The sequence below is a fragment of the Streptomyces sp. NPDC055025 genome, assembly GCF_053608565.1.
Map to the genome: position 1 here is coordinate 314,442 of NZ_JBSGVS010000002.1, position 14,433 is coordinate 328,874.

Genomic DNA, 14,433 nt, shown 5'->3' on the forward strand with positions numbered 1-14,433 from the left:
AGACATACGGGATCGGCCGCGCATACTCGCCCGCCGGACTGCCTTGAAAGGCCCGGCTGATGGCATAGCTCTCCCCGGGGTGGCGGATTTCTGGGCCGATGCGCTGACTTTCCCTTTATGCCATAGCGGGTTTACCACCGCTTGGCAAGCTCGGCGATCTTATCATCACACCAAGGCTCGACGTCCATGTCCTTCTGTTCCGTTTCCGGCATCTGACGGAAATTCAGCAAGGCTCCGCCTTTGGGGGCGTTGGTGTCTGGAACCCCTGGTCGGAGCGGCTGTCTGACGGTACGTCGGGGCGGGAGCGCGGGACCGTGCGGGGTGCCTCCGGATCGTGAGGGTGCGGACATGGCTGACTCGTACAAGGATCCGGGGACTCCGGATCGTCGTAGTGCCGGAGGGTACCTGTGGTGGCTCGCGGCGAGTCAGCGGGGTCGGGTTGTCACCGGCGCGACGTTCGGCAGCGTGTGGACGACCGGGCCGGCACTGCCGCCGTATCTGCCGGCGCGCGATCGGCGACGGGCTCGTGGCGGGCTCGTGGCGGGCAACGGCGGTCGACGCCCGCACCGAGGCCGCGGTGCCCGGAGCCGCCGGAGTCCTCGGAGCCGTCGCGCCCGCCCGGCCACGGTGACGCGGCCGGCCGGGTGGCGCCGGCGGCCGGGGGACGCGCCCGGCCGGTCGGCGCCCGCGTGGTCACCGGTCGGGTGTGCGGGGCACCGGTCGGCGCGTACGGGTCAGACGTCGGCGGCCCGCGGTCCGACGACCGGCGCCCGTGGTGCGAGCTGGTCCGCCAGCCAGGTCGGTACGCCGCCCAGCAGACGGAAGAGACGGCCCGCCTCCTCGCGCAGACGGGTGGCCTCCGGCTCGGGTTCGGCATCGGCCAGGGCCGCCAGGGCCGGGGCCGTACCGACCAGATAGCCCAGCTCCACACGGATACGGAGGGACTCGCCGAAGCCGTGTCTCGCCTCGGCCAGTTCGCCCTCCCGCAGCGCGAGTCCGGCGAGATGGCGCCAGGTGAAGGAGAGCAGCAGCGTCTCGCCGTGCGCCGTGGCGGCGGCGTGGGCGCGGCGGTACGCGGCGCGGGCGGACTGCGGGGAGTCCGAGAGATGCTCCGCGATCAGCCCGCGCCGGAAGTCGAGCAGGGCGCGGCCCGGGTCCGTCGGATCGAGCAGGGCGGCCGCCCTGCCGAGCGCCGCGCGCGCCTCGTCCGCGCGGTCGCGTACGCCGAGGACGGTCGAGGCGTAGGCGAGATGACCGCGCTCGCAGGCCGCGGCGCCCCGTTCGTGGTCCTCGCGGGCCGTGGCCTCCGCCGAGCGGAGCGCGTCCTCGGCCTCCGCCCAGCCGCCCCCCGTGAACAGACAGCGCTCGACGAGCAGCGAGGCCCGCTGGAGCGCCGGCGCGGGGGCGGCGGTGTGCGGTGCGAGCAGGGCCGCTGCGTCGGTCCAACAGCCGCGTGAGCGCAGCCGCCATACCGCGGTCTGGAGTGGGTCGTCACCGGCAGTGGTTCCGGAACCAGACATGGCGGTATGCGCCACATTGCCCTCCCCGAGCGCGCCATTGTGCTGTTGAGTGTGGACGCATCTCAGCACGGATGGGCACGCCGGGCCAATAGGTCAGGTGAAAAATTTCACAATCCCGCGGTCGCCGACGCCGCTCCGCGTGGGCGGTTGACGGTGGTCCCCGAGGGTGCCGCCACGGGGGCGTAAGGGCCTCGGAAGGGCTGTCACCTGCGGCGACGGTGACGGTACGGTCGGTGGCCGCGCTGTTGAAGGCCCGTCCTCACGGCGGAGTTGGATCTTTCCATGCCCGTATCGGGTGATGGCGTCAACCAGCGTGGACATGGCGCGGCGTGGACATGGCCATGGCGTGGCGTGGCCATGGCGCGACATGCCACCCGGTGGCACCCGGACCGTTCCGTCCCGCCCGCGCCCCGCGCCCCTGCCCCTGCCCCGCCCCCGCGCCCCGCGATGTCGCGCGGGGCCGGGGCCGGCGGTTCCCGTCCGCGCGTCAGCTCATGCGCAGAGCCAGGAAGAAGTCCAGCTTGTCCTCCAGCCGCGACAGATCGCGACCCGTGAGCTGTTCGATCCTGCCCACCCGGTACCGCAGCGTGTTCACATGCAGATGCAGCCGGGCCGCGCACCGGGTCCAGGAGCCGTCGCAGTCGAGGAAGGCCTCCAGGGTGGGGATCAGCTCCGCGCGGTGACGGCGGTCGTAGCCGCGCAGAGGGTCCAGCAGACGCGCGGTGAAGGCGCGGCGGACATCGTCCGGGACGAAGGGGAGGAGCAGTACGTGTGACGCCAGTTCATGGTGGCCCGCCGCGCAGACGCGGCCGGGCCGGGCCGCCGCCACCCGGCGGGCGTGGCGGGCCTCCTCCAGCGCGCCGCGGAGCCCCTCCGCCGAGTGGACCGCCGCGCTGACGCCCAGGGTCAGCCGTCCGTCGTCCGCCAGACCCGCCGTCAGGGGGCCCCGTACGGCGGCCAGAAGCGCGTCCGCGTGCAGTCCCGGGCCGCCGAGTTCCGGCGCCTGACCGGGTGTTTGCCCCGGCGCCCGGCCCGGCTCCCGTCCCGTCGCGGGGCAGTCCGCCGGGTTCGCCGCCCGGCCGGGCCCGTGCCCCTGTCCGTCCGCCGGCTCGGATGTCCGGGGCATCTGGGATGACCTGGTCGACGCCGCGGGCAGCGGCACCAGTGCGATCGCCTCGTCCTCCGTCCGGGCCACCGCGATCCGGTCGGCGGAGTCCGCCCCTATGCCGGCCGCTCCGGCTCCCGCCGCGCCGGCTCCCGTTCCGCCCGCCGCGGGGTCGATCAGGATCTCCTCCAGCAGCGCCTGCGCCACAGGACCGCCCGCCAGAGCCGCCTTCAGGGCCGTCTTCGTACCCTCCGAGTCCGGACCGTACGGGCTGTCCGGGCCGTTCGGAACGTTCGTACCGTCCCGGCTGTCCCGCCCGTCCTGGCCCCACTCCACCCTGGCCACCACCACCTGCCACTGCGGCGCGATGCCCAGCCCCGGCAGCAGCACCGGGGCGGCCACCCGCAGCCGCGCCGCGATCTCGGCGGGGGCCGCGCCCGTCTGGACCAGTTCCAGCACCTCCTGGGCGAGCCGGCGCCGTACCGCACGGGCCGCGTCCCGCCGGTCACGTTCCACCGCGATCAACTGGGTGACGCCCTGGAGCAGATCGAGCCGGGCCGCGGGCCAGTCGCCCGCGTCCGCCTCCACCACCAGCAGCCAGTCGGAGAGCACGGTCTCGCGCACGTCCCGTACACCGGGCACGTCCCGTACACCGCGTCCATCGCGGGGACCGGCGGGCGTCGCCCCGCGGGCGGGGACCGGCTCGAACCCCGGGGCGCGCACGGGGAACAGGGAGTACGCCGTCCCCTCGACGGTCGTGCGGTACGGGCTGCGGCGCCCCGCGCGGATCGAGGCGAGATGCTCACCGGCGAGCGCGGCGGCCCGCGCCGGGGACAGCGGCTCACCGGCGCCCGCGATCCGCCGGCCGGTGGGGGAGAGCACCCAGGCCCGCAGATCGAGATCGGAGCCCAGCAGATCGAGGACCACATCCGGGCCGCCGCCCGCCGGGCCCGCGGTCATCAGCCGGCGGTGGCGATCCACGACCGCGGCCAGATCGTCGGCCCGCTCCCCGGACACCTGGCGGACCACGTACTCGGTGATCGTCGCGAACGCCACGTCCTCACTCACCGCGAAGAGCGGCAGCCGGTGGCGAGCGCACGCCGTGATCAGGTCGTCCGGGACATCGCCCAGCTCCGCCTCGCCCGCGGCCAGCGCCGCGACCCCGGCGGCGACCAGCAGACGGACGAACGGCTCCGACTCCTCGGGGTGCCGTCGCCAGGCGAGACCGGTGAGCACCAGCTCACCGCCGGAGAGATAGCGTCTCGGATCGCGCAGATCGGTGGTCATCACCCCGCGGACGGTGCGGTCCAGTTCGTCCTCGCCGCCCAGCAGCCGCAGGCCCAGCGCATCGGTTCCCAGCAGTGCGCGCAGCCGCATCTCGTTCGTCGCCGCCGATCTCTCTCGTGATCGCCCACCCGTCGGTGCCGAGTGGCTCGGGTCGTGGAATTCAGGGCTCCTGAAACGCAGGGGGTCCTGAAGCCCAGGGGGGTCCTGAAGACCAGGGGTGAAGCTCACAGCACTGAAGACGATGGTGTGCGCGCACAGCCCGCGTACGCATGTTTCAGGAGGAAAGCCTCACGGTTACCGAGTCCCGTCTTTCGTTCGAATCTACAAGACCCGGAAGTCGACCAGCCAACTCCTTCATGGTTTCAGTGACTGCACCAGGCGGAGCACTACTTGTGTACTTGTGCCACACAGCGTTAACAGCTCATGAATAGCCCCGATCAAGACCGGTCAGGATCGTCATCGTTCCCGCAGCGCCACCGATCACGCCACCGATCAAGAAGAGAGCCATCATGGACTTCCTTCGTCCAGCGAGCTGGGAGGAGGCGCTCGCCGCAAAGGCGGAGCACCCCACGGCCGTGCCCATCGCGGGCGGTACGGACGTCATGGTCGAGATCAACTTCGACCATCGGCGGCCGGAGTACCTGCTCGATCTGAACCGCGTCGGCGAGCTGAGCACCTGGGCCGTCGGCGAGGAGATCGTCGAGCTGGGCGCCTCCGTCCCGTACACCCGCATCATGGAGCACCTCAGGGCCGAGCTGCCGGGCCTCGCGCTGGCCTCCCACACCGTCGCCTCGCCGCAGATCCGCAACCGCGGCGGCGTCGGCGGCAACCTCGGCACCGCCTCCCCGGCCGGTGACGCGCATCCCGCCCTGCTCGCCGCCGGCGCCGAGGTCGAGGCCGAGTCGGTACGGGGCAGCCGCCGTATCCCGATCGACGCCTTCTACACCGGGGTGAAGCGCAACGCGCTCGCCCCCGACGAACTCATCAGGTCGGTGCACATCAGGAAGGCGGACGGTCCGCAGCAGTTCTCGAAGGTCGGCACGCGCAACGCGATGGTCATCGCCGTCTGCGCCTTCGGACTCGCCCTGCACCCCGCGACCCGCACCGTACGGACCGGTATCGGCTCCGCCGCGCCCACCCCCGTACGGGCCCGTGCGGCGGAGGAGTTCCTGAACGCGGCGCTCGACGAGGGCGGCTTCTGGGAGAGCGGCCGGATCATCACCCCGTCCATCGCCCGGCAGTTCGCCATGCTCGCCGCGGGTGCCTGCAACCCCATCGACGATGTGCGCGGCACCGCGCGCTACCGCCGCCACGCGGTCGCCGTCATGGCCCGCCGCCAGCTCGGCTGGACCTGGGAGCGGTACCGCGGCACCGGCCGCACTCTGGAAGGAGCCGCATAGCCATGCGCGTGCATTTCACGGTCAACGGACGCGAGCAGCGGGCCGACGACGTCTGGGAGGGCGAGAGCCTGCTCTACGTCCTGCGCGAGCGGCTGGGCCTGCCGGGCTCCAAGAACGCCTGTGAACAGGGCGAGTGCGGCTCCTGCACGGTACGGCTGGACGGGGTCCCGGTCTGCTCCTGTCTGGTGGCGGCCGGTCAGGCCGAGGGCCGTGAGGTCATCACCGTCGAGGGCCTCGCGGAGTACGCCGGCCACCGCGCCGCGGCCCACCCCGGCAAGGCCTGCGGCGCGGGCACCTGCGCGGCCCGGGGCTCCGATTCGCACACCGGTGAGGGCGGCGAGCTGTCCCCGGTCCAGCAGGCGTTCATCGACGCGGGCGCCGTGCAGTGCGGCTTCTGCACCCCCGGGCTGGTGGTCGCGGCCGACGAACTGCTGGAGCGCACCCCCTCCCCGAGCGACGGGGACATCCGGGAGGCGCTCTCGGGCAATCTCTGCCGCTGCACCGGCTACGAGAAGATCCTCGACGCGGTCCGCCTCGCGGCCGCCCGGCAGGAAGGGACGGTCTGAGGGGCATGCCCACCACCGGAACCCCCACCAGCCTCAGCCAGGGCTCCCGGACCAGCGGCGGCATCGGCGAGTCGACACTCCGTCCCGACGGCACCCTCAAGGTCACCGGCGAGTTCGCGTACTCCTCCGACATGTGGCACGAGGACATGCTGTGGGGCCACACCGTGCGTTCCACCGTGGCGCACGCCGAGATCCGGTCGATCGACATCACCGAGGCCCTCGCCACCCCCGGTGTTCACGCCGTACTGACCTACGACGACCTCCCGGCCCCGGTGAAGAACTACGGGCTGGAGATCCAGGACACCCCCGTCCTCGCCCATGGCAAGGTCCGCCACCACGGCGAGCCGGTCGCCGTCATCGCCGCCGACCACCCCGAGACCGCGCGCCGCGCCGCCGCCAGGATCCGGGTCGACTACGCCGAACTGCCCGTCGTCACCGACGAGACCTCGGCCACCGCACCCGGCGCACCGCTGATCCACGAGGGCCGTACGGACCACCACATCGGCCATGTCCCGCACCCGAACATCGTGCACCGCCAGCCGATCGTCCGCGGCGACGCCGACGCCGCCGCCGCGCGCGCCGACGTGGTCGTCTCGGGCGACTACGTCTTCGGTATGCAGGACCAGGCCTTCCTCGGCCCGGAGTCCGGTCTCGCGGTGCCCGCCGAGGACGGCGGGGTGGATCTCTATGTCGCCACCCAGTGGCTCCACTCCGACCTGCGCCAGATCGCCCCGGTCCTCGGGCTGCCCGAGGAGAAGGTCCGGATGACCCTCTCCGGGGTCGGCGGCGCCTTCGGCGGCCGGGAGGATCTGTCGATGCAGATCCACGGCTGTCTGCTGGCACTGCGCACCGGCAAACCGGTCAAGATGGTCTACAACCGGTTCGAGTCCTTCTTCGGCCATGTCCACCGCCACCCGGCGAAGCTCCACTACGAGCACGGCGCGACCCGCGACGGCCGGATCACCCATATGAGATGCCGGATCGTCCTGGACGGCGGCGCGTACGCCTCCTCCTCCCCGGCCGTCGTCGGCAACGCCGCCTCCCTCTCCGCCGGCCCGTACGCCATCGACAACGTCGACATCGAGGCGATCGCGCTCTACACCAACAACCCGCCCTGCGGCGCCATGCGCGGCTTCGGCGCCGTCCAGGCGTGCTTCGCGTACGAGGCGCAGATGGACCGGCTGGCGGCGGCGCTCGATCTGGACCCGGTGGAGTTCCGGCAGCTCAACGCCATGGAACAGGGCACGCTGATGCCGACGGGCCAGCCCGTCGACTCCCCGGCGCCCGTCGCCGAACTGCTGCGCCGTGTCAAGGCCCGGCCGCTGCCGCCCGAGCGGCAGTGGCTCGTGGCCGGTGAGGAGGCGGACGTACGCGCCCTGCCCGGCGGACTCTCCAACACCACCCATGGCGAAGGGGTCGTCCGGGGCATCGGCTACGCGGTCGGCATCAAGAACGTCGGTTTCTCCGAGGGCTTCGACGACTACTCCACCGCGCGCGTACGGCTCGAAGTGATCGCCGGGGAGCCGGTCGCCGTCGTCCACACCGCGATGGCGGAGGTCGGCCAGGGCGGCGTCACTGTCCACGCGCAGATCGCCCGGACCGAACTCGGCGTCGCCCAGGTCACCATCCAGCCCGCGGACACCCGGGTCGGCTCCGCGGGATCCACCTCGGCCTCCCGGCAGACCTATGTCACGGGCGGCGCGGTCAGGCACGCCTGCGAGGCCGTCCGGGAGAAGGTCCTGGAGCGGGGCAGGCGCCTGTTCGGTACGTACCACCCCGCGTGGGCCACCGCCGAGCTGCTGCTCGAAGGCGGCAAGGTCGTCACCGACGCCGGTGAGGTCCTCGCCGATCTCGCGGACGTCCTGGGGGACGAGGCGGTGGAGCTGGAGCTGGAGTGGCGCCACCGCCCGACCGAGGCCTTCGATCTCCGCACGGGACAGGGCAACGGCCATGTCCAGTACTCGTTCGCCGCGCACCGCGCGGTCGTCGAGGTGGACACGGAACTGGGCCTGGTCAAGGTGATCGAACTGGCCGTCGCCCAGGATGTCGGCAAGGCGCTCAACCCGCTCTCCGTCGAGGGCCAGATCCAGGGCGGCACCACCCAGGGCCTGGGCATCGCGGTCATGGAGGAGATCCTCGTCGACCCCACGACCGCGAAGGTGCGCAACCCGTCCTTCACGGACTATCTGATCCCCACCATCCTCGACACCCCGACCATCCCCGTCGATGTGCTGGAACTGGCCGACGACCACGCGCCGTACGGACTGCGCGGTGTCGGCGAGGCCCCGACCCTCTCGTCGACCCCCGCGGTGCTCGCGGCGATCAGGAACGCGACGGGTCTGGAGCTGAACAGGACACCGGTACGCCCGGAGCATCTCACCGGGACCTGACGGCCCACCCGCCACCGCACGTGACGTCCCGTCAGCCAGGATCGCCGAGGGGCGCCCAGGACCGCCGAGGGCCGGACCCCGGAGACCCGAGGGCCGGGCCCCGGAGACCGGGGTCCGCCCCCATCAGAGCCTTGAGGAGACCGCCATGCTGGACATCGCCGAAGAGCTGAACCGGTGGGTCGGGCAGGGACGCCGCTTCGCCGTCGCCACGGTGGTGGCGGTCGGCGGCAGCGCGCCCCGGTCGCCGGGCGCCGCGCTCGCCGTCGACAGCGAGGGCACGGCGATCGGCTCGGTCTCCGGGGGCTGTGTGGAGGGGGCCGTGTACGAACTGTGCCGGCAGGCGCTGGAGGACGGCGCCACCGTGCTCCAGAGCTTCGGCTACAGCGACGACGACGCCTTCGCCGTGGGGCTGACCTGCGGTGGAGTGATCGACATCCTGGTGACGCCGATAGCGGCGGACGTCCCCGGACATCCCGTCGGCGCGGTGCTCGCGGGGGCGCTGGCCGCCGCGGCGCGCGGGGAGCCGGCGGCGCTCGCGCGGATCACCGGGGGACCGGAGGAACTGCGGGGCCGCGCCCTGCTGGTACGCCCCGGCGGCTCGTACGAGGGCACCCTCGGCGGGCATCCGGAGCTGGACCGTACGGCGGCGGCGGAGGCCCGCGCCCTGCTGGACGCGGGCCGCACGGACACGGTCGTCATCGGTGAGCGGGGATCGCGCTGCGGACAGCCCCTGACGGTGTTCGTCGAGTCGAGCGTGCCGCCCCCGCGCATGATCGTCTTCGGGGCCATCGACTTCGCCTCGGCGCTCGTCAGCACCGGCAAGTTCCTCGGCTACCACGTGACGGTGTGCGACGCGCGGCCCGTCTTCGCCACCCGGACCCGCTTCCCCGACGCCGACGAGATCGTCGTGGACTGGCCGCACCGCTATCTGGCGTCGACCGCGACCGACGGCCGTACGGTGCTCTGCGTACTGACCCATGACGCCAAGTTCGATGTGCCGCTGCTGGAGACGGCCCTGCGGCTTCCGGTCGCCTTCGTCGGCGCGATGGGCTCCCGGCGGACCCATGAGGACCGCGACAGACGGCTGCGCGAGATCGGTGTCACCGAACTCGAACTGGCCCGGCTGCACTCACCGATCGGACTGGACCTCGGCGCGCGTACGCCCCAGGAGACGGCGCTCTCGATCGCTGCGGAGATCGTCGCGGCGCGGCGGGGCGGCAGCGGTGTCCCGCTGAAGGGCGCGCACACCCCGATCCACCACGACGGGCCGCGCGCGGGCGAGCGGCAGCGGAGACGGACACCGGCGGAACGGATCGACTCCGCGGCCTGAGCAGGCGTGTCACCCCGACGCCCGGCGCACCAGCTCCGTCCGCAGCACCACATGCTGCCAGGCCGACGAGGCATCGCTGATCGACTCCAGCAGCACCCGCGCCATGGTCCGTCCCATCTCCTCCACGGGCTGGCGCACCGAGGTGAGCCGGGGATCCGTATGGCGGGCGATGGGGGAGTCGTCGAAGCCCACCACGGCCACGTCCTCGGGAATCCGGCGGCCCGCCGCCCGCAGTGTGTGCAGGGCACCCACCGCCATCACGTCGGAGGCGGCGAACACCGCGTCGAGCCCGGGATGGAGTGCCAGCAGCTCGGCCATCGCACGGCGTCCGCTCTCCTCCGTGAAGTCGCCGTGGGCGACCCAGGAGGGGCGCGGGCCGCCGGGCGCGCCTCGTACGGCCTCCTCGTACCCGCGCAGCCGGCACTGCGCCACATACATGTCCAGCGGTCCTGTGATGGTGGCGATCCCGCTCCGTCCCGACGCCGACAGATGGCGTACGGCGGCCCGCGCGCCGCCCACATTGTCGGAGTCGACATAGGACACGGACTCGTCGCCGGATCTGCGGCCGCTGAGCACGGTGGGCATCTCCATCCCGGCGAGCAGATCGGGCAGCGGGTCGTTGTCGTGGAGGGAGACGAGCAGCACGCCGTCGATCCTGCGGGCGCGCGCGTACTGGAGGAAGCGCTGCCGCTCCTTCTCCGTACGGACCAGGGTGAGCAGGAGCTGGAGATTGGTGTCGGCGAGACCGTCGCCCACGCCGTGGACGATGTCGGAGAAGTACGGCTCGGCGAAGAACCGCTTCTCGGTCTCCGGTATCACCAGGGCCACGGCGTCGGTACGGCTCCCCGCCAGGGCGCGGGCCGCCCGGTTGGGTATGTAGCCGAGCTGGGCGATCGCCTGCTCGACCAGGTGTCTGGTGGTGTCCTTCACCCGCGGTGAGTTGTTGATGACGCGGGACACCGTGCCCCGGCCGACGCCCGCGAGCGCGGCGACCTCCTCCAGGGTGGGCTGGCCCGTACGTCCCCTCGTCGCCATCGTGCGGCCTCCCGTCGCGAGTGTGCCTGAGCCTGATCCAGGAGCGGGGAACGGGCTGGTCGCCATCCAATCACTGGGAGCGCTCCCATGCACGAGAACGGCGAAGTGCGCGAGAACGGCGAAGTGGCAGGGAAGGGGACAGGCCGGGACAGTACAGGATCGGACCGGACCGGCCCAGACCTGACCGGCCCGGCCGTCTACAGCGGCAGCGCGCAGACCGCGACCGGCGAGGTGAACGGTTCGCCCGCCGGGCGCAGTCCACCGCCCTCCTGGTCGACATGGAAGACCGTCACCGAGTTCGACCGCTGATTGGCCGCGAACAGCAGATTCCCGTCGGGGGAGAGGGCGAGCTGCCGCGGGAAGTCGCCCCCGGCCGGCAGGGTGTCCAGCAGCCGGAGCGTCGCGCCGCCCGCTCCGACGGCGTACCGGGTCAGTGTGTTGGGACCGCGGTTGGCGAGATAGGCGAAGGCGCCGTTGCCGGTGACCACGAGCTGGGCCGGGAAACCGCCGTCCGCGCCGCCCGTGCCGGTGGACTGCGGCTCGCCGGGGGTCAGCAGACCGCTTCCCGGGTCGTACGCGCAGACGACGACGGTGTTGTCCAGCTCGTTGGCGAGATAGGCGTACGCGCCCGACGGATGGAAGGTGAGATGGCGGGGGCCCGCGCCGGGGCGCAGCCGCGCGTACGAGACCTGGGTGAGCGTCCCCGCCGATGTGTCCAGACGGTAGGTGTGGACCGTGTCGTTGCCGAGATCGACGGCGAGGACATGGCCGCCGTCCGGGGAGGTGATGATCTGGTGGGCGTGCGGCCCGTCCTGGCCGGGGCCGGGCGGCGGAGCGGAGTGTGTCACCAGATCCGTGCGCTCGCCGAGCGCGCCGGACGGTTCGACGGGATGCACGGCCACGCTGCCGGAGGTGTAGTTCGCGCTGAGCAGCCACCGCCCCCGCGGATGCACCGAGAGATGGGTGGGTCCGGCCCCGCCGGTGCTCCGGGTGCCGAGGATCCGGTGGTCTCCGTCCTCGGCCAGGGCGATCGCCGTGACACCGCCGTTCTGCTGCTCGTCGACGGTGTAGAGCGTGGAGCCGTCGGGATGTACGGCGAGGTACGACGGGTTCTCGACGCCGGTGAGCGTTCCGGTGCCCGAGACCGCGCCCGTCACGGGATCGTAGGTGGCGAGTCCCACACCGCTCCCGCCGCCCGCGGCGGAGGTGTACGTACCGAGGAAGAGCGGCCGGGGGGCGGCGGCGCGCGGCCGGGAGGGGGCGGCCGGGGTGTCGGCCGGGCCCGTGGCGGGTCCGGGCGGGGACGGCCGCGCGTCGGCGGCGGGCGCCGCGAGGACCGAGGTGGCGGCCAGCACTCCCATGCCGATGAACCGCCTTCTGTTCACTCCACCCACGCCGCAACCTCCTTTGTGTGAAACCTTCTTGGGCCTTCTTGACGCTCCGTCGGCTTGCGTTTGGTTCCCTCGTACCATTCTCATATCATCCGGCGATGATCATAAGTAGACGGTCGGCAGCCGCCGTGTGCGGTCTGGTGGCCACTTTGGCCGTAGGGCTCTTCCCTCCCGCTGCCGCCGCCGATGAACCTACCGGGAAACCGGCACCGAAGGTCGATCTCGTACTCGATGTGAGCGGCTCCATGCGGGCCCGTGACATCGACGGCCAGTCCCGGATGGCCGCGGCGAAGCAGGCGTTCAACGAGGTGCTGGACGCGGTGCCGCCAGAGGTGGAGCTGGGCATCCGCACCCTCGGGGCCGACTATCCGGGCAAGGACACCAAGGTCGGCTGCAAGGACACCCGGCAGCTCTACCCCGTGGGACCGCTGGACCGTACGGAGGCGAAGACCGCGGTCGCCACCCTCGTGCCCACCGGCTGGACACCGATCGGACCCGCCCTCCTCGGCGCGGCCGAGGACCTCGACGGCGGTGACGCCACCCGGCGTATCGTCCTCATCACCGACGGCGAGGACACCTGCGCCCCGCTCGACCCCTGCGAGGTCGCGCGGGAGATCGCGGCCAGGGGCATCCATCTCACCATCGACACCCTGGGGCTCGTGCCCGACGCCAAGACCCGGCGCCAGCTCACCTGTATCGCCGAGGCCACCGGTGGCACCTACACCTCCGTGCGGCACACCGACGAGCTCTCCGGCCGGGTCAAACAGCTCGTCGACCGGGCCGCCGACCCCGTCGTCACACCGGTCGCGACCGAGGGCGCCGCGCGCTGCGCGGACGCCCCGCTGATCAAGCCCGGTCTCTACAGCGACCGCGAGGAGTTCTCCGAGCACCGCTGGTACCGCGTGGACGTCTTTCCCGGCCAGGAGCTGCGTGCCTCGGTGAGTGTCGCCGCGGACCGCGCCGTCGACCGGGACTACGCGGTACTGCTGCGCGCCGTGACCGTGCACGGCAGGGAGATCGTCCGGGGCGCGGAGGCGGGTGACGGACGCACCGATGTGATCTCGGCGGGGCTGCGCTATCCGAAACCGCCGGCCGACGACGTGGACGGTGTGAAGCCGGCGGCGGAGACGGTCTGCCTCCAGGTCAGCAACGCCTTCTCCGCGCCGGACTCCGTGAAGACCACCCCGGGTCTGCCCGTCGAGCTGACCGTCGACCTGGTGGACTCGCCCGACGAGGCGTCCGACATCGCCGCGTTCGGTCTCGGCCGCGGCTGGTGGCTGCTCGCCACCCTGGTCCTCACCGGCCTCGTCGCCGGACTGCTGTGGGGCTGGATCTCCCGCCTGCGTGTCGTCCGGAGGACCAACTGATGCGTATCACCGCCATGCTCACGGGCCCCCTGCTGGCCGGAGCGCTGCTGCTCGGTACGGCGGCCGGCGCCGTCGCCGACGAGACACCCACACCCACCGCCGACGGGTCGGAGAGCGCCGCGGGGCCCACCGAGGCGGGCACGTCCTTCCGTACGGCCACCGCCTTCAGGCCGGGGCAGCGCGCCACGGCCGAGGCCTCCACGGGCGACTACCTCTACTGGGTCTTCCCGGCCGACGTGGGACAGCGTCCGACCGTGACCGCCACGGTCACACTGCCCGGATCCGCCGCCGCCCGGAAGGGCGCGGCCACCTGGCGGGTAGATGTCTACGACGGGCTGCGCCGCCGCCAGCCCTGTGTGAACGGTGCCCAGACCAGAGCGGTCGCCGCGGACGCGGACACGGTGGCGCTGCGCTGCACGCTCCGTACCGTACGGGCGTGGGCCGAGCCCTGGGCCAACGATCCGCTGCCCGGCAGCTACTACGTACGTCTCACCGTCGTGAACGCGCAGGAGGAGGATCTCGGGCTGCCCGTGCGCACGGAGATCGAGGCGTCCACGGCGGACCGGGGCGGGGCGTACGCGGTCGGCGGGAAGCTGGCCGCGCCGCTGGTACCGGGCGTCGCCGACGCGTCCACCGAGACCGGCACCGGGAACGAGAGCGGGAGCGGGAGCGGAACGGACGACGGCGAGGACGGGACGGCGCTCGCCTCCGAGCCGGAGGACGGCTGGTCCTCGGGCCGGTGGACGGACCGCTGGATCTGGACCGTGGCCGGGGGTGTGCTCGGCGCGCTCGCGGGCATCGCCGGCTACACCCTGGCGCGCCCGTCCCGCCGCCCGTCGGCGCCCTCGTACGGGGCCTGACCGCTCCCGTACGGCGCCTGACCGTCCTCGTACGGGGCCTGACCGCTCCCGTACGGCGCCTGACCGTCCTCGTACGGGGTCTGGCCGCCTTCGTACGGCCTCCGACCGAACGGCCGGGCCGGCCGGGCAGGCGGTCGACGGACAGGACGGACAGCGCGGGCCCCGGGAACGCTCCCGGGGCC

Annotated in this window: 10 protein-coding genes; 6 read left to right on the forward strand and 4 right to left on the reverse strand. The window is 72.7% G+C overall.

What is annotated here, in order from left to right:
* Positions 1-734: 734 nt before the first annotated feature.
* Positions 735-1,520, reverse strand: a complete 786-nt coding sequence (locus ACWGDX_RS02435; RefSeq protein WP_453621403.1) for a hypothetical protein — start codon at positions 1,518-1,520, stop codon at positions 735-737.
* 487 nt (positions 1,521-2,007) lie between these two features.
* Complete coding sequence (locus ACWGDX_RS02440) at positions 2,008-4,002, reverse strand: PucR family transcriptional regulator (RefSeq protein WP_453621405.1); 1,995 nt, start codon at positions 4,000-4,002, stop codon at positions 2,008-2,010.
* A gap of 419 nt (positions 4,003-4,421) precedes the next feature.
* Here ACWGDX_RS02440 and ACWGDX_RS02445 point away from each other — a divergent pair, with 419 nt between their 5' ends.
* The 4 genes from ACWGDX_RS02445 to ACWGDX_RS02460 all read left to right on the forward strand — a co-directional run bounded on the left by ACWGDX_RS02445 (position 4,422) and on the right by ACWGDX_RS02460 (position 9,598).
* On the forward strand, positions 4,422-5,312 hold the full coding sequence (locus ACWGDX_RS02445) for an FAD binding domain-containing protein (RefSeq protein WP_453621407.1): 891 nt from the start codon (positions 4,422-4,424) through the stop codon (positions 5,310-5,312).
* A gap of 2 nt (positions 5,313-5,314) precedes the next feature.
* The gene (locus ACWGDX_RS02450) at positions 5,315-5,878 is read left to right on the forward strand and encodes a (2Fe-2S)-binding protein (protein ID WP_453621409.1); all 564 of its coding nucleotides are present in this window, start codon (positions 5,315-5,317) and stop codon (positions 5,876-5,878) included.
* Between the two features lie 5 nt (positions 5,879-5,883).
* Complete coding sequence (pucD, locus tag ACWGDX_RS02455; protein ID WP_453621411.1) at positions 5,884-8,268, forward strand: xanthine dehydrogenase subunit D; 2,385 nt, start codon at positions 5,884-5,886, stop codon at positions 8,266-8,268.
* A gap of 145 nt (positions 8,269-8,413) precedes the next feature.
* Positions 8,414-9,598, forward strand: a complete 1,185-nt coding sequence (locus tag ACWGDX_RS02460; RefSeq protein WP_453621413.1) for an XdhC family protein — start codon at positions 8,414-8,416, stop codon at positions 9,596-9,598.
* A 9-nt stretch (positions 9,599-9,607) separates the two neighbouring features.
* Here the strand turns inward: ACWGDX_RS02460 and ACWGDX_RS02465 are convergent, their stop codons facing one another.
* Together ACWGDX_RS02465 and ACWGDX_RS02470 are read right to left on the reverse strand one after the other, a co-directional pair.
* Positions 9,608-10,633, reverse strand: coding sequence for a LacI family DNA-binding transcriptional regulator (locus tag ACWGDX_RS02465; RefSeq protein WP_453621415.1), 1,026 nt, complete (start codon positions 10,631-10,633; stop codon positions 9,608-9,610).
* A 197-nt stretch (positions 10,634-10,830) separates the two neighbouring features.
* Complete coding sequence (locus ACWGDX_RS02470; RefSeq protein WP_453621442.1) at positions 10,831-11,994, reverse strand: lactonase family protein; 1,164 nt, start codon at positions 11,992-11,994, stop codon at positions 10,831-10,833.
* Positions 11,995-12,122: 128 nt separating this feature from the next.
* On the opposite strand from ACWGDX_RS02470, the gene ACWGDX_RS02475 reads away from it, so the two are divergent.
* Both ACWGDX_RS02475 and ACWGDX_RS02480 read left to right on the forward strand, forming a co-directional pair.
* Entirely contained in the window at positions 12,123-13,391 is a 1,269-nt protein-coding gene (locus ACWGDX_RS02475) for a VWA domain-containing protein (RefSeq protein WP_453621417.1), read from the forward strand.
* On the forward strand, positions 13,391-14,251 hold the full coding sequence (locus ACWGDX_RS02480; protein WP_453621419.1) for a hypothetical protein: 861 nt from the start codon (positions 13,391-13,393) through the stop codon (positions 14,249-14,251). Before ACWGDX_RS02475 ends, ACWGDX_RS02480 begins: the two co-directional genes overlap by 1 nt.
* The last annotated feature ends 182 nt before the right edge of the window (positions 14,252-14,433 follow it).